General features: G+C 63.1%; 27 protein-coding genes. 15 read left to right on the top strand and 12 right to left on the bottom strand.

Annotation, left to right across the window (positions count from 1 at the left end; translation table 11 throughout):
* Positions 1-23: 23 nt before the first annotated feature.
* Complete coding sequence (locus tag BG60_RS09030; RefSeq protein WP_008345406.1) at positions 24-497, bottom strand: nuclear transport factor 2 family protein; 474 nt, start codon at positions 495-497, stop codon at positions 24-26.
* A 234-nt stretch (positions 498-731) separates the two neighbouring features.
* Between BG60_RS09030 and BG60_RS09035 the strand changes: the two genes are divergently transcribed.
* From BG60_RS09035 to BG60_RS09045, 3 genes are all read left to right on the top strand, one after another.
* Positions 732-1358, top strand: a complete 627-nt coding sequence (locus BG60_RS09035; RefSeq protein ID WP_008345405.1) for a TetR/AcrR family transcriptional regulator — start codon at positions 732-734, stop codon at positions 1356-1358.
* A gap of 461 nt (positions 1359-1819) precedes the next feature.
* A complete protein-coding gene (locus BG60_RS09040) occupies positions 1820-2701 on the top strand; it encodes an NmrA family NAD(P)-binding protein (RefSeq protein WP_008345404.1) in 882 nt (293 codons plus the stop codon).
* An 84-nt stretch (positions 2702-2785) separates the two neighbouring features.
* Positions 2786-3247 carry a MarR family winged helix-turn-helix transcriptional regulator gene (locus BG60_RS09045; RefSeq protein WP_034471134.1) on the top strand — a complete coding sequence of 154 codons (462 nt, stop codon included), beginning with the start codon at positions 2786-2788 and terminating at the stop codon, positions 3245-3247.
* A 75-nt stretch (positions 3248-3322) separates the two neighbouring features.
* Here the strand turns inward: BG60_RS09045 and BG60_RS09050 are convergent, their stop codons facing one another.
* Positions 3323-4504 (bottom strand): MFS transporter, encoded by a 1182-nt coding sequence (locus BG60_RS09050; protein ID WP_008345402.1) that lies wholly within the window; start codon positions 4502-4504, stop codon positions 3323-3325.
* A gap of 126 nt (positions 4505-4630) precedes the next feature.
* Here BG60_RS09050 and BG60_RS09055 point away from each other — a divergent pair, with 126 nt between their 5' ends.
* Complete coding sequence (locus BG60_RS09055; protein WP_034471135.1) at positions 4631-5518, top strand: LysR family transcriptional regulator; 888 nt, start codon at positions 4631-4633, stop codon at positions 5516-5518.
* 34 nt (positions 5519-5552) lie between these two features.
* On the opposite strand, the gene BG60_RS09060 is transcribed toward BG60_RS09055, so the two are convergent.
* On the bottom strand, positions 5553-6359 hold the full coding sequence (locus BG60_RS09060) for a phytanoyl-CoA dioxygenase family protein (protein ID WP_008345400.1): 807 nt from the start codon (positions 6357-6359) through the stop codon (positions 5553-5555).
* A gap of 103 nt (positions 6360-6462) precedes the next feature.
* On the opposite strand from BG60_RS09060, the gene BG60_RS09065 reads away from it, so the two are divergent.
* The 6 genes from BG60_RS09065 (at position 6463) to BG60_RS09090 (ending at position 12198) form a co-directional block, all read left to right on the top strand.
* Positions 6463-7371: a LysR family transcriptional regulator gene (locus tag BG60_RS09065; protein ID WP_008345399.1), complete on the top strand. Its 909-nt coding sequence runs from the start codon at positions 6463-6465 to the stop codon at positions 7369-7371.
* Between the two features lie 234 nt (positions 7372-7605).
* A complete protein-coding gene (locus BG60_RS09070; RefSeq protein ID WP_008345398.1) occupies positions 7606-8505 on the top strand; it encodes a LysR family transcriptional regulator in 900 nt (299 codons plus the stop codon).
* 186 nt (positions 8506-8691) lie between these two features.
* On the top strand, positions 8692-10038 hold the full coding sequence (locus tag BG60_RS09075) for an MFS transporter (protein ID WP_033535663.1): 1347 nt from the start codon (positions 8692-8694) through the stop codon (positions 10036-10038).
* On the top strand, positions 10035-11075 hold the full coding sequence (locus BG60_RS09080; protein WP_008345396.1) for an amidohydrolase family protein: 1041 nt from the start codon (positions 10035-10037) through the stop codon (positions 11073-11075). The genes BG60_RS09075 and BG60_RS09080 overlap by 4 nt, the downstream gene beginning before the upstream one ends.
* Positions 11072-11740 carry an RraA family protein gene (locus BG60_RS09085; RefSeq protein WP_008345394.1) on the top strand — a complete coding sequence of 223 codons (669 nt, stop codon included), beginning with the start codon at positions 11072-11074 and terminating at the stop codon, positions 11738-11740. The genes BG60_RS09080 and BG60_RS09085 overlap by 4 nt, the downstream gene beginning before the upstream one ends.
* Before the next feature lie 65 nt (positions 11741-11805).
* Positions 11806-12198 (top strand): hypothetical protein, encoded by a 393-nt coding sequence (locus tag BG60_RS09090; RefSeq protein ID WP_033535664.1) that lies wholly within the window; start codon positions 11806-11808, stop codon positions 12196-12198.
* Between the two features lie 52 nt (positions 12199-12250).
* Here the strand turns inward: BG60_RS09090 and BG60_RS09095 are convergent, their stop codons facing one another.
* Positions 12251-13822 carry a S53 family peptidase gene (locus BG60_RS09095; protein WP_008345391.1) on the bottom strand — a complete coding sequence of 524 codons (1572 nt, stop codon included), beginning with the start codon at positions 13820-13822 and terminating at the stop codon, positions 12251-12253.
* Positions 13823-13915: 93 nt separating this feature from the next.
* Positions 13916-14239 (bottom strand): DUF4148 domain-containing protein, encoded by a 324-nt coding sequence (locus BG60_RS09100; RefSeq protein WP_008345390.1) that lies wholly within the window; start codon positions 14237-14239, stop codon positions 13916-13918.
* A 195-nt stretch (positions 14240-14434) separates the two neighbouring features.
* On the opposite strand from BG60_RS09100, the gene BG60_RS09105 reads away from it, so the two are divergent.
* The 4 genes from BG60_RS09105 to flhC all read left to right on the top strand — a co-directional run bounded on the left by BG60_RS09105 (position 14435) and on the right by flhC (position 19003).
* Positions 14435-15370, top strand: coding sequence for a cation diffusion facilitator family transporter (locus BG60_RS09105; RefSeq protein WP_033535665.1), 936 nt, complete (start codon positions 14435-14437; stop codon positions 15368-15370).
* A gap of 195 nt (positions 15371-15565) precedes the next feature.
* Entirely contained in the window at positions 15566-17926 is a 2361-nt protein-coding gene (locus BG60_RS09110; protein WP_008345388.1) for a putative bifunctional diguanylate cyclase/phosphodiesterase, read from the top strand.
* A 193-nt stretch (positions 17927-18119) separates the two neighbouring features.
* A complete protein-coding gene (flhD, locus tag BG60_RS09115; protein WP_008345387.1) occupies positions 18120-18437 on the top strand; it encodes a flagellar transcriptional regulator FlhD in 318 nt (105 codons plus the stop codon).
* Complete coding sequence (gene flhC, locus BG60_RS09120; protein ID WP_008345386.1) at positions 18434-19003, top strand: flagellar transcriptional regulator FlhC; 570 nt, start codon at positions 18434-18436, stop codon at positions 19001-19003. The genes flhD and flhC overlap by 4 nt, the downstream gene beginning before the upstream one ends.
* A 10-nt stretch (positions 19004-19013) precedes the next feature.
* On the opposite strand, the gene BG60_RS09125 is transcribed toward flhC, so the two are convergent.
* The 7 genes from BG60_RS09125 to BG60_RS09155 form a co-directional block, all read right to left on the bottom strand.
* Entirely contained in the window at positions 19014-19916 is a 903-nt protein-coding gene (locus BG60_RS09125; RefSeq protein ID WP_008345385.1) for a type VI immunity family protein, read from the bottom strand.
* A gap of 17 nt (positions 19917-19933) precedes the next feature.
* Positions 19934-20461: an SMI1/KNR4 family protein gene (locus BG60_RS09130; RefSeq protein ID WP_144403556.1), complete on the bottom strand. Its 528-nt coding sequence runs from the start codon at positions 20459-20461 to the stop codon at positions 19934-19936.
* 9 nt (positions 20462-20470) lie between these two features.
* Positions 20471-21454 carry a PAAR-like domain-containing protein gene (locus BG60_RS37835; RefSeq protein ID WP_051078947.1) on the bottom strand — a complete coding sequence of 328 codons (984 nt, stop codon included), beginning with the start codon at positions 21452-21454 and terminating at the stop codon, positions 20471-20473.
* Positions 21455-21469: 15 nt separating this feature from the next.
* A complete protein-coding gene (locus BG60_RS09140) occupies positions 21470-22540 on the bottom strand; it encodes a beta-ketoacyl synthase N-terminal-like domain-containing protein (RefSeq protein WP_008345382.1) in 1071 nt (356 codons plus the stop codon).
* Positions 22537-23535, bottom strand: coding sequence for a DUF2169 family type VI secretion system accessory protein (locus tag BG60_RS09145; protein WP_008345381.1), 999 nt, complete (start codon positions 23533-23535; stop codon positions 22537-22539). Before BG60_RS09145 ends, BG60_RS09140 begins: the two co-directional genes overlap by 4 nt.
* 61 nt (positions 23536-23596) lie before the next feature.
* Complete coding sequence (locus BG60_RS09150) at positions 23597-24886, bottom strand: TIGR02270 family protein (RefSeq protein WP_160172880.1); 1290 nt, start codon at positions 24884-24886, stop codon at positions 23597-23599.
* 11 nt (positions 24887-24897) lie between these two features.
* Positions 24898-25365, bottom strand: a complete 468-nt coding sequence (locus BG60_RS09155; RefSeq protein ID WP_008345379.1) for a DUF6484 domain-containing protein — start codon at positions 25363-25365, stop codon at positions 24898-24900.
* Positions 25366-25535: 170 nt separating this feature from the next.
* Between BG60_RS09155 and BG60_RS09160 the strand changes: the two genes are divergently transcribed.
* A complete protein-coding gene (locus BG60_RS09160; protein ID WP_008345378.1) occupies positions 25536-26105 on the top strand; it encodes a hypothetical protein in 570 nt (189 codons plus the stop codon).
* The last annotated feature ends 14 nt before the right edge of the window (positions 26106-26119 follow it).

Consider the following 26119-nt stretch of genomic DNA (forward strand, 5'->3'; position numbering starts at 1 on the left):
AGTCCCGGCGGCCGCGGGCCGCATCAAGCCGGACGGCCGAAGCGTTCCGTTCCCGCGATGGGCTGCCAGTTCTGGAGCGGCGTCGCGTAGTGCATGGTGAAGGTGCGCTCCACGAATGCCCAGCGGCCTTCGCGTCGCTGATAGATGTCGCGGTATTGGCCGCTCACCTGTAGCGTGCCCTGATCGACGTCGTAGAAAAGACAGTCCGCCGCTACAAGGCCGTGGCCGTTGTCACCGTCCACCGTGATTAGCGCGTTCGCCATCCAATGATGCATGTGGGGCATGCGCTTCATGTTGATGCGCGCTTGCGCCAGGATCGCCTCCAGGCCATCGGAGTTGCCGTTCGCGCCCAGGTGCAGTCGCGAGTCGGGATGCCAGAGCGTGGCCAGCAGCTCGATATTCATGGTGTCGAACGCCTCGGCGTAGTTGGCGATCAGCGCCTCGATGGCGAAGCGGCTTTCGATGGCGTCAAGACGTGCTTCGAGTTCTTTGGACATTGGCTTATTCCATACCGAATGGTACACAAATAGCTAAAAAAATGCGGGATTCGTGTGATGACCCCGCGCGGCTCCGGCTTTACATACCGAATGGTACATATTTAAAAGAATACGGAAGGCTGTGTCAACCGCTTTCTTGAACGGCCCGCTGACATGCACCAGAGGTGCCAGCTCGCGACTTGCACCCAAATTATGTATCGACTAGTATGTATATTTCGACTGAAGGAGATGTTCATGGTTCAGCGGGGTCGGCCACGCACGTTCGACCGCGATGCGGCAATCATTTCGGCGATGCATCTGTTCTGGGAACATGGCTATGAATCGACGTCTTTGTCGCAGTTGAAGGCCGCGATCGGCGGGGGCATCTCCGCGCCCAGCTTCTATGCGGCCTTCGAGTCCAAAGAGGCGCTGTACAAGGAGGCGCTGGAACGATACATGGAGATTTACGGCAAGGTGACGCGCAGTCTCCATGACACGTCGCTTCCGCCACGGGAGAGCGTGTTTCTGGCGATGCTTCGGTCGGCAAGGATGCAGACCGAGAGCGGCCACCCGAAAGGCTGTATGGTCGCGCTAGGCGTTGTGGGGGCCAGTTCCACCGGCAGCGAAGCCGTCACTCAGTTGCTTCGTGAGGTGCGCAATCGCACGCGCGCTGGCTTCCGCGCCTGCGTGGCACGGGGCATCAAGAGTGGGGAGCTGCGCAGCAGCACGGATCCGGCGTCGCTATCCATCGCGCTCGACTGCTTTTTTCAGGGGTTGTCCGTGCTCGCCCGCGATTCAGTCCGGCATGCCGTCATCGAGAAGGCCGTGAACGACGCGATGGGGATCTGGGATGCCGCAGTAGACCGGCCGATGCCGCAGTAGAAGCGCGTGGTGCCGTGGAAGGCACCGATGCATATCATCACGATCGCCTATTCCCGCCGCCGCGCATGTACCGCTGTTAGCACCGGCAACACGCGGCCGGCGTCGTATATGTCGCGATACTGCTTCCGCTGTCCGTTCACGCGCTTCCAGATGACAAGGTAATCGCCCGCGTCATTCCGCAGGGACTCGGCCATCGGCCTTGCTGTCGCATCCGAATGAGGATGACCGGAAGCTGCCGGGGATAGCGCTCTCCGCGCTGTATTCGACGGGGCGCATGGCGCATGGCGAGCGGCAGAGCGCGTCGTCTCCCTGCTTTCGTTTGAAGGATGTCTGTTGGCCGAATTTGCGCCGACGCTGCGCTCTGCGTAAAAGAGCCGACAAAAAACTTGACTATACGAGCATATGCACCTAATCTCCATCTCGAGAGAGCATATGCTCTCACTTTCAAACGGAGCGATGCGATGAACAAGCCTGAGATTCTTGTGAGCGGTGCAACCGGACGGACCGGAGGCAATGCTATTGACGAACTGCTCGAGATGGGCAAACGCGTGCGGGCATATGTGCGTACGGATGACGATCGAGCGGAAGCGCTGAGGCAGCGCGGCGTCGATGTCGCGGTCGGGGACTTTACCGACATCGACGATATTCGGGCAGCGATGGAAGGCATTCGATCGGCCTATTTCCTTCATCCGATTGCGCCGGGAATCATCGGGGCCGCGGCCTATTTCGCGCAGGCAGCACAGGAAGCGGGCGTCACGGCGATCGTCAACATGTCGCAGATTTCCGCGCGTCGGGAATCGATGAGCCACGCAGCACAGGATCACTGGGTCTCCGAGCGAGTCTTCGATTGGTCGGGTGTCGCGACTACGCATTTGCGCCCGACGTTCTTTGCCGATTGGCTCGTCTATCCGCATTTCGCGCGGGAAATTTGGGCCACGAAGAAGATCGAGTTTCCGTTCGGCAACGGCCGTCACGCGCCTATCTCCAGCGACGATCAGGGACGCGTGATCGCCCACATCCTCGCCAACCCCGAAGGCCACGAGGGCAGGACCTACACGCTCCACGGCCCCGTCGAGATGAATCACGTCGAGATCGCAGCCAAAATGAGCGAGGTTCTCGGCGCCCGGATCGAATACGCGCCGACTTCCATCGAGGAGTTTCGGATCAAGATGGAAACCCTTTACAAGTTTCCGCCGTTCCTCACGCAGCATCTGGTCGAAGTCGCGCAGGACTATCGCGACGGCATTTTCTCGGGCACTAACGACGCCGTCGAGAAGATCACCGGGAAGCCGCCGCTGTCGGTCCAGGAGTTCGTCGCGAAGTATCGGGACGCCTTCGTGTGAACAGGTCCTTGAATAGCTATCGCCGCACCTTCGCACGACGCGCGCGTAAGCTTCTCGCAATTAACCGAATGAGGAGTGCAACGGATGTTGCCAGTAAATAAGCCGCTCGGCATCGATCAATGCAACTGCTTCGCCGTGAGGAAGGCGAGCAGGCAGATCTCCCGACTCTACGATAGCCATCTCGAGCCCTCGGGTCTGCGCATCACGCAATTCCTCACCCTGGCCGCCCTGCGCGAAGTGGGAAGTACCCCGGTCAACGCGCTTGCCGAACGGCTCGATATCGAACGAACCGCGATGGGGAAGATGGTGGGCTTCCTGGAGCGCGACGGTTTCGTCACGATCAAGCCCTCGCCCACCGATGGCCGAAGCCGCCTTGTCGAACTCACCAAGGAGGGACGGCGCCTGCATGAAAGAGCAGCCCCTCTCTGGCAGGAAGCGCAACGGGAGTTCGAGCAGTTGAACGGTGCGGACCACGTTCTCGCGTTACGAGAACGGTTGAGAGGGGTACTCATCGGCGACGTGTCGATGCGTTCGTCGGAAGACTGAGCCTTCCGATGCATTGCGGCAAGAACGTCATTCGTCAAGCACGTGTTCCGCAACCAGATCACCGCACATGTCGAATCAATCGCGCAAACATCTTTCCTGCACGCCGGCACCGGCCACCCCCGGTCCGGCCTGCAACGCCAAAGACCCGCACGCGAGAATGAGGCCGACACCACACACTCCCGGCCATTGCCATACGCTCCACGCCCACACGCCCAGCAACGAACCGAGCGCGCCGCCCGCGAAGCGAATCGTCATATACAGCGTGTTAATGCGGCTCATCGCATCGCTCCTGATGCTCATGCTGCGTGCCATGTTCGCGACGTGTGCGCTTTGCAGCCCGAAATCGAGAAGGATCACACCGGCGATCAGACCGGCGATACCGTAGCCCACCCACGCGAAGATTGCGAACGCCATGAAGAAAATTGCGGAGCTCGCCAAAACCACAAGACGCGGATTGCGCTTGTCTATCAGCTTGCCCGCTCCCGTCGAGGCCAGCGCTCCGACCACGCCCACAAGTCCGAACAGACCGGCGATCTCGCTGCCGTAATGCGCATTCATGCTGCGCAAATGAAACGTCAGCGTGACCCAGAATGCGCTGAACGCAGCGAACTGAAGGGCCGCGATCGCCGACGTCCGGCGCAAGAGCGCCTCTTCGCGGATCAGCGTCCATAGCGAACCCATCAGGCGTCGGTACGTGCCCGACCAAGTCGGCGTCGAGCGAGGCAGCCTGTGCGACAGTACGGCGGCCGTGACAAGCATCGCTGCGGATGCAAGCCAGTACACGGTCCGCCATCCCCAATGCTGGGCGATCGATCCGGATACCGCGCGCGACATGAGGATGCCGGATAGCAATCCGAACATCACGATGCCGACCGCTTCGCCGCGTCGCTCGGGTCCTGCAATTTGCGCCGCGAAGGGTGTGAGCAACTGCGGCGCGACGCTGGTAAGCCCGGTCAGGAAACTGGCGGCCACGAGCCAGTCGAGTGTAGGTGACACAGCCACTGCGGCGAGTGCGAGGCTAGAGATGCACAGCAGCGTGCCCAGTATCGAACGTCGATCGAGCTTGTCGCCCAGCGGAACGAAGAGCAGAAGTCCGAGCGCATAGCCGGTCTGCGTCGCAACCGATGCTGCACCGGCTGCGCGCTCGGTGGTGTGAAACGTGAGCGCGAAGTCGGCGAGCAAGGGCTGGTTGTAGTAGTTGTTCGCGACCACGATGCCCGCCGCCGCGGCCATCAGCCAATACACCGACCGTTTCATCTCTGTGCTCCTCAGGCTGCGCCCCGCCTTTGCTATTCCGTTTGCGACGAATGTCGACTATTCCGGATTTCGCCAGTATCCCTCTGATGCGGCAATCACCCTTGCTGAATACGGAAGAGCCGAATCATGGACCGCCTCGAAGCAATGAACGTCTACGTGCGGGTCGTCGATGCCGGTAGTTTGTCGGCCGCCGCGCGCGCGATTCCGATGTCGCTAACTTCGGTCAGCAGGCACATTTCGGCGCTGGAAGAGCATTTCGGCGCGCAACTGCTTCGACGCACCACACGCCATCTCGCGATGACCGACGAAGGTCGCATCCTGTACGACTGCGCGAAGGCAATCCTTGGCGAAGTGGATGAACTCGGCAGTGCGATGTCGGCGGGGCGTGGCAAGCTCTCTGGCCGCCTACGGTTCAGCGCGCCGAACCTGCTCGGCCGGCTGGTGATCGCGCCACTTTTGCCGCGCTTTCTCGAGCTTCATCCGGACGTGGCTGTTGATCTCCTGCTCGTCGATCGTGCGGTCAATCTGGTCGACGAGGGTCTGCATCTCGCCGTGCGCATCGGGCGTCTGCCGGATTCGAGCCTCGTCGCGCGCAAGCTCGGCGACATTCAGATGGTGACCTGCGCAGCGCCCGCGTACCTCGCGCATCGCGGCACGCCTCGTACTCCCGGCGATCTGCGCAAGCACGACTGCCTCGTCTTTTCAGACGCGCCTGGGGCCGTTGACTGGCGCTTCGAGTCGCGTGCGATGCGCACGCGCGTCAGCGTAACGGGCCGTCTGTGGATGAATAGCCTGGACGCGCTGGTACTGGCGTCGATTCAAGGTGCCGGGATCGTGCGCGCGCCCGCATGGCAGGTCGCGGAGCACGTCCAGTCGGGTCGCTTGCGGCCCGTCCTGGAGATGTACGCACCGCCCGCAACGCCGGTCCACGTGCTGTTTGAACGCGTGAAATTGTCGTCGCCGAAAATCCGGATCTTCGCCGACTATCTCGTCGAACATTGGCCATCCGCATGACCGTCTTGCGCCAGGCAAGCGACGCCGCGCAAGTTCAACCGATCCGAACGCTGTCGAGAATCTCGTCTGAACCGGCCTCGAGCGGAGCGAAATTGGTCGAGCGCACATAATCCGGTCGCGGCTGCTCTACTTCTTCAGGCTTGTTCTTCACCTGGTTGTAGACGATATAGGCCTGCCATCGATCGTCGCCGGACAGGTTATGACCCGAAGCATGCACAATGTTCGCGTCGAAAAACACGACTGTTCCCGGGCGGCCGATGATAGGCACGGCCTTGGGATGGCTCGACAAAATATCGAGCATGGTCGGCTTCGGTACCACGTAGAAGCGATAACCGGTTGCCTCGTCGAACGTCGGATCGAGCGAACCCAGTTTGTGGCTCCCCGGGATGAAGTAGAGACATCCGCCCATTTCGGTCGGCTGGTCGAGCATGACCAAGGCAGTTGTCATCCGCGGCTCTTTCACGCCGTCGATATGCCAGGTGCCGAAGTCTTGATGCCATTGCCAGACGGAACCGTCGATTGCCGTCTTCAAATTGCACTTCGTGTGATAGACGTAGAGCTGGTCATCGTCGATCAGTTGTTGTGCCGGCCCGAGCAATCTGGGAGAGCGCACTGCGGCGTGAAAAACCGCCGATGCCGTCGGACTTTCTGTCTCGTGAACCTTGTAGATGGTTTTTGCAATGCCGCCCGTTTTTTCCCGGACAAGATGGTCGGTGTCAATCTTCTGGATTCGGCGCAACTCGCTCTTCATATGCGCAATTTCTTCTTCTGAGAAAAGCTCCGGCAGAACAACGAATCCATCGCGCTCGTATGCTTCCAACTGTGACGCGGTAAGTTCCATGAGGGGTCTCCTGACTTGTCGGCGCAATGTCATGATCGTAAGACCGGTCACGTCCAATGTAAAAGATATAATAAGTTGCGTATCGATACCTCAGAGGTTCCAGATGGAACTGCGTCATCTACGCTACTTTCTGGTGGTGGCACGCACGCTCAACTTCACGAAAGCGGCGGATGAACTGCACATGGCGCAGCCGCCGTTGAGCCGGCAGATACGCGATCTGGAAGAAGAACTCGGCGTAGCGCTTTTTGAGCGACGGGGCAAACGAGTGTTTCTTTCGTCGGCGGGCCAGGTCTTCGAAGAACGGGCCAAGCGAATCCTGATGGAAACGAACTCCGCGATCGTGGATTCGCAACGCGCGGCACGAGGGGAAGTCGGCCGGGTGGCGGTGGGGTTCTTCGAGCACATCGCGTATACACTGCTGCCGCCGCTCTTGCGCGAATTTCAGCAGCGTTATCCCGCGGTGACAGTCGAGCTTCGATGGTTTTCCTCCGCGGAACAGATCAATGCGCTCGACCGAGGGGACATCGATCTGGCGTTCGTCCGCTCTTTGCCGCCTGATACGCGACTGAACAGCGTCTTGTTGCTTCAGGAGCCGTTTTACGTTGCTATCGCCAAGGACAACCCACTCGCAGCAAAACGGCGGATTTCCATCAAGGACTGCAGGCAGTTGCGCGTCATCAATTACCGGAAAGATGTCGCGCCGGACTATCACGCCACCATCAACCAGTTGTGCGCGCTTGCCGGATTTTCCCCATCCACGAGCTTTGAAATGGGGCAGATCTACGCTTCGCTTGGCCTCGTAAGCGCCGGGTTTGGCGTGACGCTCGTACCGGCGTCAGTTCAACGAACGCACATGGACAACGTCGTCTATCGTCCTCTGCGCGAACAGCACGCGAAAAGCGAACTCTACCTCGCGTGGAAGGAACCCGGTCCGCCCCCCGCGCTAGGCTCTTTTGTTCAACTAGCGCGCGAGATAGCCGCGCACTACCCGCGAAAAGCGAAGGTCGAGTAAGCGCGAAGCGGTACGGCGTCAATGGCGATGAACAGGTTGGTTTTGAAAAAGGGAAAATGTCGGCGAACCTGCTCTGCTGTGCGGCCACCCTATGCGACGCTGATGCGATTGCTCGATCGCCACGCATTCGGCAAGATTCGGTGATCGCTTCGCCCGACGTCATCCAGCACACCGCCTGCATCGGCGCGCACTCATGCGTTTGCAACGTTCGCCATCGTCTCCAAGAAGGTCGACATGAATTTCAGGTCCTTACAGTGCTTCGTCATTCTCGCGGAGGAACTGAACTTCAGCCGCGCGGCCGAGCGGCTGCATATCGCGCAACCGGCGTTGAGCCAGCAGATCCGGCTGCTGGAAGAGCGGCTCGGCACGCAACTCGTCGATCGCGCGAGACGCCCGCTGCGGCTCACCGAGGCGGGCCACTATCTCTGCACCGAAGCGCGTCAGATTCTCGGCTCGTGGGAACAAGCCAGTCTGGGCGCGCAGGAAATCGGCATCGGGCGGCGCGGCTGGCTGTCGATCGGGTTCACGCGATCCGCGATGTACAGCATCCTGCCGCCCGCGCTGAAGGCGTTCCATCACTCGTATCCGGAAGTCGAGCTCAAGCTCTTCGAGATGCTGACCGAAGAACACACCGATGCACTGCGCGACCTGCGCATTCATGTCGGGATCGGACGTCAGCCGCTCGACATCCCCGGTTGCACGTCGTATCCGCTGCTGCGTGAACATGTGGTGGCCGTGCTGTCGCCGGATCATCCGCTGGCGGGCAGGAAGAAGGTGCGTATCGCCGAACTCGAAGATACGCCGCTCATCGTGTATCCGAAGCATCAGAACGCGCAGTTCAAGCGCACCGTGCAGTCCTTGTATCGCGATGCGGGCGTCACGCCTTTCATCGCTCATCAGGCTTACGAAATCCAGACGGCGATCGCGCTCGTCGCGGCGGGGCTCGGCGTGACCTTCGTCGGCGAATCGGTGGCGCGGCATGGACGCACCGACGTCGTGTTCCGTCAGCTCTCAGGCCCGGGTGCGTCGCGCTGGTCCACGCTCGCCGCCACATTCCGCACGGACGACGATTCGGCGCATCTGCGTGCCTTTCTCGCGTGCCTTCCTCCGCCGCTGACCGGCGCCGCACTATAAGAGAACGCTTATAGAAGCATAAGGAACGCGTCTTGGACGCGGGCCGGCGCGCTACTTATCATCGATTTTCATGTCCTGGGCCGGCATGCCTTACGCGCAGCCGAACGGACAGACGAGCGGCGCAGGCCGTTTGTAAAGCGAGGCCGCAGAGCCTCGCGATCCGATGAAAAAGAACGTGGAGACGGCATGGCCCCATTCAACGAAGCAGCAACGATGCGAAAGGTATACGGGCGGCTCATGCCCCTGCTCTTCGCGATGATGTTCTTCAACTACCTCGATCGCATCAACATCGGCTTTGCCGCGCTCGACATGAACAAGGCGCTCGGCTTCAGCCCTGCCGTGTTCGGCTTCGCAGGCAGCATCTTCTTCGTCGGCTACATGGTGCTCGAGGTGCCGAGCAATCTGCTGCTGCATCGCGTGGGCGCGCGCCGCTGGATCGCGCGCATCCTGCTCACGTGGGGCGCGGTCGCGGCCGTCACCGCGTTCGTATTCGACGACAAGAGCTTCTACGTGCTGCGCTTTCTGCTCGGCGTCATGGAAGCGGGTTTCCTGCCGGGCGTCGCGGTGTATCTGACGAAGTGGTTCCCCGAGCGCTATCGGGCGCGCGCGGTCGGCGGCTACATCATCGCGGGATCGTTTTCCGCCGTGCTCGGCGGCCCGATCTCGACCGCGCTGATGACCTACGCGAACGGCATCCTCGGCCTGCAGGGATGGCAATGGATGTTCATCCTCGAAGGCATTCCGGCGATGCTGCTCGGCCTGCTCACGCTGCGCATCATGACGGAGCGCCCCGCCGACGCCGACTGGCTCGCCGACGACGAAAAGCGCTGGCTCGAAACGACGCTCGCGGCAGAGCGCGAAGCGGTCGGCGGCAACGCGCACTTCCCGCTGCTGCGCGTGGCGGGCGATGTCCGCGTATGGAGCCTCGCGTGTCTCTTCGGCTGCGCGCTCGTCGGCATCTACGGGCTCTTTCTGTGGCTGCCGCAGATCGTCAAGAGTCTCGGTCATCTGAGCAACATCGAAGTCGGCTTTCTTTCCGCCGCGCCGCCGCTTCTCGGCGTGCTCGGCACGTTCATCATCAGCCGCAGTTCGGACCGCACGGGCGACCGCAAGAAGCATCTCGCGTTCGTCTACGGCATGAGCGCCCTCGCGATCGCGGGCAGCGCGTATGCGCCGAATCCGGTCGTCGCCTATGCGCTGCTGTGCGTGACCGGCCTCTTCATCTACGCAGGCAATCCGCTGTTCTGGAGCCTCGCCTCGTCGTTCAGGACCGGCGCGGCGGGCGCGGCGACCATCGCGCTCATCAACACGATCGCGCAGTTCGGCGGCCTCGTCGGGCCGTGGAGCATCGGGCTCGTGCGCAACGCGACGGGCAACTTCAAGCTCGCGTTGCTGACGATCGCGGCGTTCCTCGTCGTCGCGACGATCATCGCGCTCGTCATGCGCGTGAAGCCCGCCGACGACGAAGACACTTCGCTGCCCGCATCCGATTCGCACGAAGCGGGCGCACAACGACAGGAAAACCACGCATGATCATCGATTGTCACGGTCACTACACGACCTCGCCGCCGCAGCACGAAGCATGGCGCGCGCAGCAGATCGCCGCGCTGAAGGACGGCGCATCGGCGCCGCCGCGCCCCGCCATCTCCGACGATGAAATCCGCGAAAGCATCGAGAACGGGCAGCTTCGCATCCAGCGCGAGCGCGGCACCGATCTCACGATCTTCTCGCCGCGCGCCGCCGGCATGGGCCATCATCTGGCGACGGCGGAGGCCAACGCGGTCTGGTCGGAAGCATGCAACGACCTCGTGCATCGCGTCGTCGACCTGTTTCCGCGTAATTTCGTCGGCGTCTGTCAGTTGCCGCAAGCGCCGGGCGTGGCGCCCGAGAATTGCATCGCCGAACTGCGCCGCTGCGTGGAAGAACTGGGTTTCATCGGCTGCAATCTGAATCCCGACCCTTCGGGCGGGCACTGGTCCGGGCTGCCGCTCACCGACCGCTCGTGGTATCCGCTCTACGAAGCGATGGTCGAGCTCGACGTGCCCGCGATGATCCACGTTTCGTCGTCGTGCAATCCGAACTTTCATGCGACCGGCGCGCATTACATCAACGGCGATACATCGGCGTTCATGCAATTGCTCCAAGGCGATCTGTTCGCGGATTTCCCGACGCTCAAGTTCGTCATTCCGCACGGCGGCGGCGCGGTGCCGTATCACTGGGGACGATATCGCGGACTCGCGCAGGACATGAAGCGGCCGCTGCTCACCGAATATCTGCTGAACAACGTGTTCTTCGATACCTGCGTCTACCATCAGCCGGGCGCCGAGCTGCTCGCAAAGGTGATTCCGGCGAAGAACATCCTGTTCGCGTCGGAGACGATCGGCGCGGTGCAGGGCATCGATCCCGAAACGGGTCATTACTTCGACGACACGCGCCGTTATATCGACGCGATCGAATGGCTCAGCGACGCGGATCGCCAGCGCATTTTCGAGGACAACGCGCGCGCGGTGTACGGACGGCTTTCCGCGCAACTGGAACGGCAACGATCGAACGAAGGAGCGACCGCATGAATCCGGCCGGATGGCGTGAATACGAATCCGCGGCTCAGGCGAGCCCCGCGACGCTCGCCGCGTTGCGCGAGCTGGCGGTATCGCTTCTGAGCGACAACATGGCCCGCGTGAGCGGCACGACCGGACTGCGTCCCTATCATCGTCCGAAGCCGATGGCCGGCACGGCCGTCACGGTACGCACGCGCGGCGGCGACAATCTCGCGATCCATCGCGCGTTCGACTACTGCCGCCCCGGCGACGTGCTCGTCATCGACGGCGCCGGCGAGCTCACGCAGGCGCTCATGGGCGACATCATGGCGAGCTTCGCGCAGAGCATCGGCGTGCAGGGTCTCGTCATCGACGGCGCGATCCGCGACGTCGGCGCGCTCGGCCAGCGCGACTTTCCCGTGTACGCGCGCGGCGTCACGCATCGTGGGCCGTACAAGAACGGGCCGGGCGAGATCAACGTGCCGGTGACGGTCGGCGGGATGGTGGTGAATCCGGGTGATATCGTCGTCGGCGATGAAGACGGCGTGCTCGCCATCGCGCCCGCCGACGTCGAAGCGGTGATCGAAGGCGCGCGCAAGCAGGCGGCGAAGGAAGCGGCGGCGCTCGAGTCGATCGCGGAAGGCCGTTTCGATCGTGCGTGGGTCGCGGTTCAGCGCGATCGCATGATGAACGGCTGACGCCTTGCCGAACCGCCGCGAACGCGCGCATGATGGCGCGTTCGCTTCATCGACTATCGACCGCCATGCCCGACTTTCTCGACGCCGCCGCGCTCATCGACCTCGCGCGACGCGCGCAAGCCCGCGCGCCGCAACCCTGCGCGTGCACGAAAACGCCGCTCGACGGCTGGCAATCGCAGCCGCTGTCGCTCGACGAATCGCAGTTCCGCGAGATCGGCACGCTGTTACCGGAGCACGATCCGGAGCCGACCTTCGCCGAATATCTGCCAGGCAAGACGAACTACTGGTCCGCCGATGCGCCCATCGCGCCGCGCTTCTTTCCGTATAACCGCTGCGGCGTCTGGGAATGCTCGTCCTGCGGGCGGCTGTATCTGCGCTACACGGAAGGCGGCGGCTACTTCGTCGATCGCAGGATTCGCGCGGTGCGCGCGGATCTGATCGAAGACGTCTCGCCGTGACAATGCGCGCTCGCGCAGGAACGTCCGTTTCGCGCGAGCACGCATTTCAGCCTCAACTCACCGCATCCTTCACCTTCTTGCCATCGGGCCGTCCGAGGCCGGTGCAGGCGTCCCATCCGGCTGTCGCGTGGAAATCGTCGTTATTGCCCTTTGTGATGTCGACGAGCGCCAGCGGGTCCTTGTAGAGATGCGGATTGATATACCCCACCGGCGCGCCCTTGATCGCGTTGATGCGCGCGATCAGTCCGGCCCATAGCGGCGCGACCGCGCTCGTTCCGCCGATCACCATGTCGTGACCGTCGACGCGCACTTCGTAGCCGGTCACGGGATCGGCATTGCCGGCGACATCGGGCACGCCGCGCATCGCGAGCGGACTGTGTGCGCCGCCCGCGCGCGTGACCCGCAGCCCTTCCTGCCACGCGGGCAGCGCGAAGAACGAGCTCACGCCGCCGCCGGTCGCGCCGCCGTTGGCGCCGTCGTTCCATACGGTCTCGCTAGCGATTCCGTTGCCGCTCGCCTGCAGCGACGTGCCGCCGCAGCCCAGCGCATACGGACTGGACGCAGGAAAATCGACGTGATCCGCGCCATCGCCCACGCCGTCGCCGGAACCGTTGTCGCCGGATGCCGCGCAAATCGTCACGCCGAGCGCCGCCGCCGACTGGAACGCCTGATCGAACGCGTTCATCGCCTGCTGCGTCCATGCCGATTCCGGACCGCCCCAACTGATCGAAATCACCGACGGCTTGTTCTTCGTGTCATGAATCGCGGTGCCGATGGCGTCGATAAAACCCGCGTCGGTGTTGGGCGCGAAATAGACGACGATCTTCGCGCCCGGCGCGACCGCGCCCGCGACTTCGATATCGAGCATCACTTCGCCATCGGGACCGTTCGGATCGCCGGTCGGATGATTGCGTCCGTGATCGACCGAAACCGCGGTCACGGACGGCGCCTTCATATTCAGCGACGCGAAATACGTCTTGAGATCCGCGGGACGGTAGCCGCCGCCCAGCTCGATGATCCCGATGCATTGATTCTGACCGTCGCCTTGCGGGAAGTCATAGAGCGACGCGAGCTGCACGGGCGTGAACGTCGACGCGCCGGCTGCGCGCGCTGTCCAGCGCACGTTGCCCTGCGCGCGGGTCCGGAAGCTGGGCCGCGCCTGCGGACGGTTGTCGAGACCCATGACGGCATCGACGACGCCGTTCAGTTCATCGGGCAGATGGATCGGTCCCGTGCGGCCGCGATAGGTGCCGCCGTCATGTTCGTACTGTTGCAGGCTCACGCCGAAGGCCGCGTCGAACTGCGCGACCGTGCCGGAGAGCACGACCGCGCGCCGCGCCTCGTGACTCTCGACGACCGACAGTCCGTGCTTTTGCGCGAACGCATGGACCGCCGCCAGGTCCGCGCTGTCCGCGCCGAAATGCTTCGTGAACTCGTCGTGATCGATATGCTTCGCCGACGCGCCTTGCGCCGCGAGCGCGCTGATGTGCTTCTCGAACGCATCGTGCGAGCGCCGTCGCACGAGCATGGTGACCTCCAGACGTTCGTTCGGGTCTGCCTTTCCGATGGGCTGCGCGTCCTTTAAACACTCGCGTTCGCTTCCGTTGAGCGGATGGTTTGCCATGTCTGAACACTCCTGAGAAACGCCGCCGTCGTGGGTTGCGTTTTCGATGCCTCGCGGGCGGCGGGCGGGCATCGGATGCCGTGCGATACGCGCTTATTGACCGCCGAAATAGATCTGCTTCATCTCCTGCGCTGATGCCGGGCGCATGACGGCGCGAGCGCCCGTCGCCGACGCGCCCGACATCGCGCCGCCATAGCCAGTCGCGTCGTTCCGGCTCGATACGCGCGCCTCCGCTGCCTGGATCGCCGCCGGATAGCCGGGATCCTCGCCTCTGCCCGGGTAGTAGCCGGCCTGCTCCAGTTGCTCGAGCTCGGCGCGCACCTGGGCGCGCGTGAGCGCCGCGTCCGTCTGCGCGAGCACGGCAATCGGCAGCGCAAGCGCGGACGCCGCCGCGAGCGCCATCAAAATCGGTTTCATGATGATCTCCTTGATGATGCGAAAGTTCGTGACGCGGACGTGCTCGTCCGCAGATGAAAGACGATCACCGATGGAAAAAATCGCATTCTTCGTTGCGCGATATGAACGCGATGCGCGCGAAGGGCAACGCCTTCGCGAATCGTCCGTAGAATCGCGTCAGAATAATGCTGCGCGAAAAGCTGCAAGGAGCTAACGATGTCACAACGAAACACTGACGAGGCGCTTCGTCGCATGGCGTCGATCGTCGCGCTGGTGTTCGCGCTGGTGCTCGTCGTGTTGAAGGTGTGGGCCTGGTTCGCGACCGGATCGATTTCGCTGCTCACCGCCGCAGCCGATGGCCTCGTCGATGTCGTCGCGTCTTCGGTGACGTTCATGGGTGTGCGCTATGCCCTGCGCCCGGTCGACGAGGGGCACCGCTACGGTCACGGCAAGGCCGAAGCGGTGGCGGCGTTCGTGCAGGCGCTGCTGCTCACGGGCGTGGCTGTCGGACTCGGCATCGAATCGGGGCAGCGCGTCGTGAATCCCGAACCGTTGAATCAGACAGACTTCGGGATCGCGGTCATCGTCGTGAGTACGCTTGCGGCCATCGGACTCGTGCTGATGCAGACGTGGGTCGTGAAGCGCACGGGATCGACCGCCATCGCCGCCGACCGCGCGCACTATGCGACCGATATCGCCGTGAATATCGCCGTGCTCGTCGCCCTGCTGCTCGATCACTTGCTCGACTGGCCACGCGCCGACGCAATCGGCGCGCTGTGCATCTCGCTCTACATGCTGTGGAACGCGCGCGGCATGGCGGTGGCTGCGCTCGTGCAACTGCTCGATCGCGAACTGGACGATCCCGAACGCGCGCGCATTGCGGCGGCCGTGACGGCGGTCGAAGGCGTGCAAGGCGTGCACGACATCCGCACGCGAAACGGCGGCGATCGCGTATTCGTCGAGTTCCATCTCGAAGTGGCCGGCGAGCTGACCGTCGCGCAGGGCCACGCCATCGCCGATGACGCGGAAAGAGCCGTGCAGCGGCTCTTTCAGGCATCGGACGTCACGGCGCACGTCGAACCGGCGGGCATCGTCGACGATCGTCTGGACGACCGCGTGCTCGGCACGGCATCCACCGCCGGCCACAAGTGATTGCATCGGTTCGTCGTGGCGCGGCGCACGCGGCATCGGCTGGACAAAATTACCGCGTCGGCGCGTCGGCCGACGCCCGCCGGCTTCCGGGCGCCTAAAGCTCCCGAATCCGGCTGACGTAAACAAGGCGTGATCTTCGCTAAAAGCAACGCCGAGCCCGCTGCCCGTTCATCGAGAGCCCGCGTCATCAACGTAATGTCCCAGTCTCCCCAATCCGGATCGTCCAGCACCGTCGCCAGCGGCGATCGCTCGCGACAGGGGCACAAGACCGCGCGAAATCAGGAATTTCTCGCTTTCTTTCTGTCCACGCGAAGCGACCGCGCGACGCTCTCCTGGACCGTTCTCACGCAGATCGGCCTCGCGGGCCTGGGCGTCGGCGCGCTCTGCTACCTCGCACTGTCGTTCGTGTCCGAAGGTGCGGCTTCCTGCGCGGGCGTCGTCTCGGGCGCGATCGCGTTCGCGTTCTTTTTGCGTCGTGCACGCCGGAGCGCCGCGCGCGCGAACGCCACGACCGCGCTCGCAAAAGCGCTTCTCGACGCCAATCGCGAATGCCTGAAACTGCTCGACGCCGATGGCCGCATGGTCCGCATTTCCGAATATGGCGCCGAACTCATGGAAGCGAGCGCGCCCGAACAACTCGCCGGTTCGAACTGGCTCGGCTTCTGGTCCGGTGAAGACGCGACCGCCGCGCACGATGCGTTTCATGCCGCCATGAGCGGCGCACGCGCGACATTCCGAGGCAGTTGCCCGACCACGTCGGGCGCGCCCAAGACCTGGCATTCGCGCCTCATTCCGATAGAGAACGGCGACGGCGGCGTGGAAGGCGTGATTTGCGCCTCGCAGGACATGACGCAGCAGGCGGAACTCGCCGCCGCGCTCTGCGCCAGAGAGACGCTGATGTCGGAGATGGAGGCGCACGTCGGCCTTTGCTTCTATTCCTATAACGCCGATTTCACGGGCTTTCATCACATCAGCGCGGGATGCGCGGCCGTCTTCGGCCTGGATGCGCAAACGTTTCGCGAGTCGCCCCAGGCCTGGATGGCGCTCGTGCTGCAGGAAGACCTGCCGCAACTCACGGCCGCGATGCGCCGGATCGCCGAATCGAAAGTCAGCCAGAAGGCGCTATACCGCATCCGCCGTCTGGACGGCAATGTGCGCTGGATTCAAAGCACCGGATCGCCCGTTCTGGACAGCGCGGGCAATGTGGCGCGCATCGTCGGCATCAGCGAGGATGTCACGGCGGAGCAGGACCGCCTCGCCGAACTGGACCGCCTCGCCTTCACGGATTCGCTGACCGGTCTCGCGAATCGCGCCGCGCTCATGTGCAGGATCGACGAGCGATGCCGCAAGCAGGCGCCCTTCGCGCTGATGTTCATCGACCTGGACCGTTTCAAGGTGCTCAACGACACGCTCGGTCACACGGCGGCGGACCGGCTGCTCAAATCGCTGAGCAGGGTCATCCGGGCCGCGTTGCCGGCCGATGCATTTCTCGCACGTCTCGGCGGCGACGAATTCGCCGTGCTGATCGACGGCGCGAAGCACAAGGACCCGCTCGCCGAGATCGCGCGCGCCACGCTCGATGCGCTCGTGCAGGCGGATCAGGCACACCGCGCCGGCACGATCACGGCGTCGATCGGCATATCGGTCTTTCCCGAAAACGGGGGGAATCGCGAGACGCTTCTGACGAGCGCCGATATCGCGATGTATGCGGCCAAGAAAGCCGGACGCAACGGCTACCGTTTCGCCGACAAGGATTCGAGCGAACGCATCGTCGATTTCGAACTCGAGCGCGACCTGCCCGCGGCGCTCGCCAAGAAGGAGTTTCAGCTTCACTACCAGGCGATCCACGAGCCGCACACGCGCGAGGTCCGCAGCGTCGAAGCGCTCATTCGCTGGCGGCATCCGGAGCGCGGGCTCGTCTCGCCGGGCGTCTTCATTCCCATTCTCGAAGAGAGCGGCTTCATCGCCGAAGTCGGCGCATGGGTGATGGACGACGCCCTGCGTCAGCTCGCGCTATGGCGGCAGGCCGGCGCGCGCGCGCTCGGCGTTTCGGTGAACGTGTCGGCGCGACAGTTGCGCGACGCGACCATCGTCGATGTCGTCGACGAAGCCTTGCGCCGCCATGCCCTGCCCGCCTCGACGCTGCAACTCGAACTCACCGAGAGCGCGCTGATGGACGACCCGAGCCTTGCACAGCGCACGCTCGGTGCGTTGAAGAAGCTGGGCGTGCGCATCGCCATCGACGACTTCGGCACCGGCTATTCGAGTCTGCGCTATCTGGCTGATTTCGCACCGGACTGCGTGAAGATCGACCGCTCCTTCATCACGCGGATGGAATCGGATCAGGCAACGCGCAGCATCGTGTGCGGCATCATCCAGATGTGTCACACGCTGGGCCTGAGCGTGACGGCTGAAGGCGTCGAGGAAACAGCGCAACTGGAATTGCTCAGGCATGCGCAATGTGACTTCGTGCAGGGCTTCCTGCTGAGCCGGCCGGTCGCCCCCGACGACGTGCTCGGGCTCCCGATCGCCACGCCGTCCGCATTGATAGATTAGGAAAGGAACCGCGAAATTCGCGCGCTTGCTTTTCCTTTCGGTGAACCCTAACCTTACGCCGAAGTTGTGACTAAATGTAACGTTTGTATCAAGATGATCGCGAACGTCGATCGAGTCGCAAACGACGCACAAGAAAATTGCACGGCAAGAATGCCGGCATGAACCACGGGGTTTTTCCGAAGAGCGGGAAACCATGAATAGCAGTGAATCGCTTGACTCGATCCGCGAGATCAATCTGTCGTACGTGATCCTTGCACAACGCATGTTGCTCGAGGACAAGTCCGTCGCCATGTTCCGGCTCGGGCTTTCGCCGGAAATCGCCATGATTCTGGCCAATCTCACGGCCGCGCAAACAATCAAGCTTTGCAGTTCGAACCAGTTGTTGTGCGCGTTCCGCTTCAACGATCATTCGTTGCTGTCCGCATTGACGCAACCGGCCACGCACGTCGACGTCGGCGCCACTCACGCCGCCATCCTGCTGGCCGGACAGCCGGCGGAACAGTTCGCATGAGCATGGAAACCACGCTTCGCAAAAGCGTCAGCGACGACGCGCAGGAAGTCTATCGCGCGATTGCCCTCATCGAACTGGGCGCTCGCATGCAGTTGCTCGAAACCGAGTTGACGTTATCGCGCGACCGCATGATCCGTCTGTATCGGGAATTGAAGGGCATGCCGCCGCCCAAGGGCATGCTGCCGTTCTCGGCGGACTGGTACATGACGTGGATGCCCAACATCCATTCATCGCTCTTCTACAACATCTATCTGTTTCTCAAGGAGCAGACACGCTGTTCGCGTCTCGATGCGTTGACCAAGGCTTATCGACTGTATGTGGAGCACTGCGGGCAGAACCGGCTCGAAGTCGTCCTGAGCCTGACGCGTGCATGGACACTGGTGCGCTTCTTCGAAGCGGACATGCTGCAGCAGACGCCATGCTGCCGCTGCAAGGGCAAGTTCGTCGCGCACAGGCACGATCTTCAGGCGCATTTCGTGTGCGGCGCGTGTCAGCCGCCGTCACGCGCGGGGCGGACGAAGAAGGCTGCGAGCAGCAAGGCCGAGTGCGGTTCGCTGGCGGCGTGAGTGGATGAACTCAGGTCGGCCATCCATGTGTGAAGCGCTGTAGCCACGCCATGGTCTGGCCGTCTTCCCATCGAGTGCTCCAGAACGGTTCGTGGCTTTTGATCTGCATCGGCAACAACGCACGTGCGACATCGAAATACGGTTTCAGATCCGCTTGAACGTTGCGGTCGCCGAGCGTCGGGCTGTCCGACACCTGCAAAAGCGTCGCGAAAGGCCCATCGACGAAATCGAAAGCAGCAAGCTTCGCCTGCGCTAATTCCTTTTGAAATTGCGTTCGAAAAGGTTCGCCGATGACCGTCAGCCAGCTCAGGCACTTGTAGCCTCGCTTGAGTTCCCTCGCGCTCAGTTCGATCTCCTCCACATCGCAGCCCCAGTATCGGCGCGCCAAAGCATAGATGCGCTCGAACGAAACTTCTTCGTATTTCGAAGACGGACGTCCCTGCAGCAGATAACCGCCATAGCCCGAGCAAACCGGAAACATCGACATCATGTCGAGTGCGAGTGAACGGAGGAATGCGGCATCGACTTGCCAATCGAATTCGAAGCGAAAGAAGCTCGCCATTTCGGGTTCCGTAAAAGGCCGAAAGCCGTGAAACATGAAGACCCGCGAATCGACGGGCTTTGCGTCCGAAAACCCATAGCCCCAATGCACCGTCTTGCGCAGTTCGGGAAGCAAGACGGTTTCGAAGCGAATGCGCGCCGCCGCATCCCACGCTTCGAGCCTCGCCCACGAAACGGTCGACCTGTAGTTCCTGAAGACATCGCCGACCGCGCGAAGGTACGCGTCATACACGCGTCTCGCCGTGACCGGACCGGGCGGATCGGGCACATAGAACACGAGATGCTGTTTCAATTCGACCAGCGGCATGGGCGACGAAGGATCATCCGTGAATTCGAGGATGGGGTTTGCCATCGCGTCGGACTTCCCGGTCAGGGTTTGAGGTTTTTCCGGTCTTTCTGCTGAGCGGCAACACGACGCTCCAGCACTGAAAGATAGCCCTTCAGGAAAGCCTCGAAGTTATCGTGACGCCATTGCTCCCCGATGCTGGAAATCCACACAACCTCGTAGCCATGCTTAGAGGGCGAAGTGTCCACGTCGAACGAAACGCACTCCGGCGTGTTCCCCGCACCGATGACGAACTGGCTGCACGCCGGGTACTCGTCGACCATTTCCGGAAGGAGACCGTGGTCGTCGCGCGCGACCTCGAGCGCCGAAAGCAGTGACAATTCATCATTCATCAAGCTGGATACGCCATTGCTCGTGGACAGAAACAATCGATAACTCGCCGGCATGACGAGGTTGCGCGCTTGCAGAAAGGCATCGAGCGCCGCGAGGTCGCCTCCGCTCGCCGGCGGGCGCAGTTGAGGCCGCACGGGATCGTCGCTGAAGTAGCCGTTGAGCTTGAACTTGGTATCACTCAGCTTCTGCAGCAGGTCTTGCATCTGTTGGGTGTTCACGCGACCTCCTTAATCACAGTTACAAGAGGGATGCGCTTTCATGCGCTTGGGGGCGGGTTTGAGCCGGTTCATGCTGCCGCCGACCGTGTAATTCACGCGGGCGTCGGCCCATCGCATATTGGCGCTGGTGAGTGGCCCGCTAAGAGAAGCCGGGTGCATGTGATCCGGATTCATTGCGCCCCGGCCGCTGCGAGCGGGGTCCGCCAATCCTCCCGCCTGCTTCCATTTTTCGTGCTGACAGTCCGGCGGCTTCACGTTCTTCGGACTGTAAAACATGCGCTTGATGGCCGGATGATCGGGATTGCCGGCGGCCGCGGTCACGGCGTCGGCGAAGTCCTTCGCGAATTGCTTGAGGCTCGCCTGATACGCATCGTAGTGGTCGGAACCGGGATTGCTGGGACTATCGCTCAGCCTCGCCTTCTTGCTCTTCGACTGGTTGTAGGCCTTGACCATCTCGCAGACCTGACCGCACATGCAATCGTCCCATTTGCGCTTTTTCTTTTTCTTCTTTTTCCCGCAATCCGGTCCGACCTGAGTCGCCGGCGGACGTTTCGATCTTTTCTGCTTCACGCCTGTCATCGTCGCGCCGGTATTGGGCGGAGAACCGTTCGGGCCGCAGTTGTTGAGCATCGGCTCGGCGAGAAGATGAACGCTCTTGCCCTCGATTTTCACCGTCATCGATCCCGGCGTGATGAATCTGGCCGGCCCGTGCGTGTTGCTCGAAAGCAGACCGCCGCCCGTGCCCTTGCTCGCCATGTCGCCGAAGCTGTTGAACATCGCGCCCCGGATAGCCACCTCGTCGCCCTCGATCTTGACGCTCGTCGAATAGCCGTCCGGCGAATCGCCCGATTTGGCGGTATTGGGCAACGCAGCCGGAACGAACGGAGCGGGCGGCCCCGGCATCTTGCACATGTTCGGGAGCGTGGCCCGAGCGGTGCCGGAACTGCCCTTGGTGACAGGCGTCTTCGGAGGATGAATTCCAACGCTGGTCATGGCGCGTCGAGCAAGTCAATGGCGCGAAGCGGCCGGCATCGTGGCCGATTCGAAAAGCGCGCAGGCCCGCAAGCCCGCCTCCGAACTCGACCAGATCAATGTTCTCGGGCCTGCCGCATAGCCACGCGACGCCGCCTGATGAGCCAGCATCGCGAACAATGGCCCGGACGCCGCGCCCACATCGCCCCAGACGTCCGCTGGCGACAGATAGCCGGTGGCATCCTTGAAATGCCGGCCCAGTCTCAGGCAGACGAACCCCCACTCTTCGCCTCGATAACGCTCGCCGTTGATATCGCAGATGACATGATCGATCGTCTTCCGCGCGCCCGGCGCGCTCGTCAGCGCGTCTCGCACGACCGCGGTCAGACCCTTGCCGACGCACACCTCGCGCGTTTTGATGAGGCAGCGCTCCGATCCTGTCGCAGCTGCAACGAGGTGCATCGTTTCGGCAACGCCGAGCCGCCGGCACGCGGCGTCGCTCATCAACAGGCAGAATGCCGCGCCCTCGCCGGGGACGAAGCCGCTCCTCGATCCTTCGCCTGCGATCTGCCTGCGCCCGTCGAGCCAATTCAGCGTCTCAGGATGCAGATAGCTGTCGATGCCGCCGACGACGCACGCGTCCAGTTCGCCGCTTCCGAGCGACTCGCTCGCCTTCCTGAAGGCCGCTACTCCGGCTGCGTGCCCCTGCGCATGCACCGAGACTTGTATCGGATCGATCGTCGATCCGCCCAGCCGCCGCAATCCCTGCATGACGGCGCTCGCGTCTTCATGCGTGAAGCCAGGGCGGATTTCCGGCAGCGCGACCATCATCGGCGATCGAAGCGGCGCTTCGCCCAGGTGAGCGAGGGCGCGCGTCAGGTCGCGCCACGCGAAACCTGCCAGCGCAAGCAGACGAGACGGACCGTGCAGCCCCGGGTCGAGTCCGGCGTCGAAGGCCAGGTTCACGTAGTTGCCGAGCCTGTCGACGATGAACGGATGCTCGCGCGCCGCCCCTATACCCGCCCGCACGGCCGCCGCGCTTGCCTCTGCCCCGAGACCGAGCGGCGTGCGCGCACCGGCGGCCGCCATGACGACGCGTGCGCTCATGACAGGTAATCCTTCTCGCGGACCAGCGTGCTCTCGAGATAATCGGGTTCGTCTTCGACCTTCAGAACCGTGACCCACACGAGCATCAAACGCAGCGCATCGGGTTCCAGTATCACCGACGAAAGGCGTGCGCGATGCTCGTCGTCGCGGGTGTCGATGCGCGTCGTGAAAGCCAGGCGCACCTTCGGCAGCGCGAAGGACATCGACCCTGCGGGCGTGAGGTTGATCAGTTCGACCGGCTCTCCGCCCTGCAGAGGGCTTGCGGGTTGCTGATCGGGTGGAGCGCACTGCAAGGAGTGCGGACTCCAATCCTCGGGCAACAGCGGCGAGCGATCGCGCATCCACGCATCGTCGTAAGTGCCGGCGCGTTCCCGCCTCGGCGACCAGAAGCTGTCGATGGCGCCGAACCCGGCGGGGCCATCCTTGTCCAGACGTCCGCTCGGGTATTCGAAATTGGGCATCGCCATGCCTTCCCGGCTCTGCCCTGCGCCGACTACGCCTCGCCCGACCGGATTTCGGGCGTCATAGCCGTGTCTGGCGGGGTCGTCGCCGGGCGCATCGTAGCCGCCATAAGCGAGCTCGTAGATGACCGGCAGACGGACGACCGGCTCCGCCAGCATGCGTCCGGGCATCCCTTTTCCCCATCTACGATGTCCGCGAACACGCAGCGTCTTGCGAACCGGCCCAACCCGCATGTCGACCAGAAAGTCGTCGCTGGGCCTGCCGCCGGGCGCGTAAGCGGTACCGTTGAGCACGATGTCGGTCGTCGGCTTGGGCCCGAGCAAGTCCGAGTCGTAGCGAAGGCTGGACCGTCCGGGCGTGCCGGTGTATTCGGCGGTCTCGACCGGCGGCGTCTGCTCGTCCGCGAGCCGCGGTCCCGCCGGCGTGATGTCATAGGTCGCCTTTACCGCGACGATCCATTCGTGCGTGCCCTCCTTGTCGCGCGTCCATGACGTATCGACTTCGTAGGCAGTCCGATTCTCGATGCTCCACATTGACGACCCCCTATCGCGAACAGTGTTAAGACGAAGCACGAAGAATCGTTTTGAAAGAGCGTCAATCCATCGCCTGCAATGCGCGTCGCTGACGCCATGCAGGCGCTGCGCAATTGAAGAGCACGCTGCGCGGATCGGCGAGGCGCAGTTGAATGGCCGCCGCGGCGCGCTGCCGCTGAGCGCCATTGCGCAACACGTCGATGCACTGCGCTTTCGACGACAACGCGCCCATGAGATAGCGCCCGCTGCCCGGCATCCGCGCCTTGTTGGCGTGCCACCATGTGCGCGTCTTGTCGGGGTCCGGCCACGGCGCGCCGTCGTCCTCTTCCTCGGCGGCATCGGCATCTTTTTCGCCGCCGGAATTCCCCGATGCCAACGGCGCGCGTTCCAGCCCGAGACGAACGAAATCGACTCCCGTGATGAGACTGAAGCTCTCGCCCGCGAGCCGCGCCACGCGGTCATCGTCCATACGGCCGATCAGCCACTGCGCATAACGTGGATCGCCGGTGAAACCGACGGCGCGAATCAGCCTGCGCGCACTCTCCGGTTTAGAAGCGAATCGCTCCAGCCATCGATGCGCATCGGCGGGCGCGAGCACGCTCGCCGCGAGCGCGAGCGCGATGTCGCCGAACATGGATGGCGTAGCCGCAATATCGCGAATGACCTCGAGCGCCTCGTCGCGATCGCCGAACAGCAGCGCGGATCGCGCGGCATGAAACCGGCATGACGCGTCCGCGTGATCGAGATGGGCCTGACATGTTCCGAGCAGATCGACGCGGCCGATATCACCCGCGCAGCGCAGCGCCCGGGCGCGCAGCACAGCGTCGTCGGAAACGAGCGCCGCGTCGAGATGCCGCTTCGGATCGACGCGATGCTGCGCACATCCCTCGATGCCAGCCAGTCGCGCGGCGGGGTCGTCGCACGCGAGCAGGATCGAGACGACACCGGCGAGACGGCCCGGACTCACCCAGCCGAACGCCGAATGAAAGCCCGCTCTGGCATTGGGCGTGGCCTGACTCAAAGCGAGCAGCCGCATGATCGCCGGGTCCGAACGCGCCTCGATGCAACCGACGGCGGCGGTGAACAGTTCGCCCTTGCCCGCGTGCTCCAGCGCCCGAATGCTCGAACGCAGGCCGGCGCGTCCCGCCACGGCGATGCCGTCGAGATGCGCCGCGATGCGTTCGTCGAGCCGTGTCAGATCGGAGAGCCGCACATGCGGCGCGCGCACGAGACGGGAGCGGATTCGCCGCAAGGCGGCGGCGTCTTCGACATGTTGCTCCAGCACGCGGAAAAGCACGCCGCTCGCCGAGTCGGCGACCGGTTCGGCTTCGTCGGCTTTCGTCGTGTCCACGGCGACATGCATCAGTTGATCTGCACCGATCCGCCGATGATGCGATTCAGTCCTGACGCACTGCTCGACACGCTGCTTCCGCGTATGCGCACATGTCCGTCGCGCGTGAGCGTGATGCTGGCTTTTCCGCAACGCAGCACCATCTGCTCCTTCGCCGTCACGAGAAGCCGCTTGCCATCGGCGTCGACATCGATCTGTGCGGGCGCATCGTCGAACGGCCAGGCTTCGCATCCGATCAGACAGCCGATGATGATCGGGCGCGTCGGGTCTCCGGCTTCGAACATCAGCGCGACTTGACGGCCGATATGCATGCCGCGCAGATCGACGACCGTGCGCGCGACGAGCGCCGCGCTCCCCGGCTGGCCAGGGTAGACGACGAACGGGGACGCAGCGTCGCCATCGAGTCCGATCAACTCGCCGATCCTCACCCCGTCGATGGCCGCAAGAGGGCCTTGTTCGAGAAAATCGCGTCCGCTCATCGCGTGCTCCTTCGCGTCTCATTCAAAGACGAACGAGCCGACGGCGATTTGCAAAGCTATCCATGACTTCGCGGCGCTTGAAATAAGCGCATCGCGAACCTATGCTCATTGAACAGTCGAATCCGGTCCGCAAGCCCCATGCGGACGTCGTCAGTGGAAGGAGACGCCTCATGCGTCTGTCGCTTATCTTCGTGGTCCTGTCGGCCGTGAGCGCAATGTCCCTGCATGCGGACGCAGACGACAGGCAGGACGGGCGACGACATCGCGACCAGCCCGCTCTGAAAGTATTCGATGCACAAGGCAAACTTATCGGACGCCTTGCTTCTTACGGCGGCTACGACGGCGTGTTCCTCACGATCGACCGCGCGCTCGTCTTCGCGCAGATCACGCGCCTGAACAACAACGGCGAAGCGTACGACTCGGCGAAATTCCAGTGGTCGACTTACGGACCATTCGACTACTCGACCGCCGATTGCAGCGGCTCGCCGATCATTCCTCCCGGCAGCGGCCCACGACCGTCGATCGCGATGAGAACGGGCGCGGACGTCACGCTCCTGATCGCGGGCGATACGGACTCGTCGCCCGCTCAGGTCGTCGCGGTCTTCGACGGCAAGCAGTGCACGCCGCCGCCGACTATCGGGCACATGCCGCCATCCACCGCGCCCGTGCCCGCATTCACGGCCGAGACGAACTATCCGCTGACGGCTCATTATCCCGAGCCGCTCACCATCAGATATTGATCGGGCACGATCGA

The organism is Caballeronia zhejiangensis (genome assembly GCF_000698575.1).
GTDB classification, from domain to species: domain Bacteria; phylum Pseudomonadota; class Gammaproteobacteria; order Burkholderiales; family Burkholderiaceae; genus Caballeronia; species Caballeronia zhejiangensis.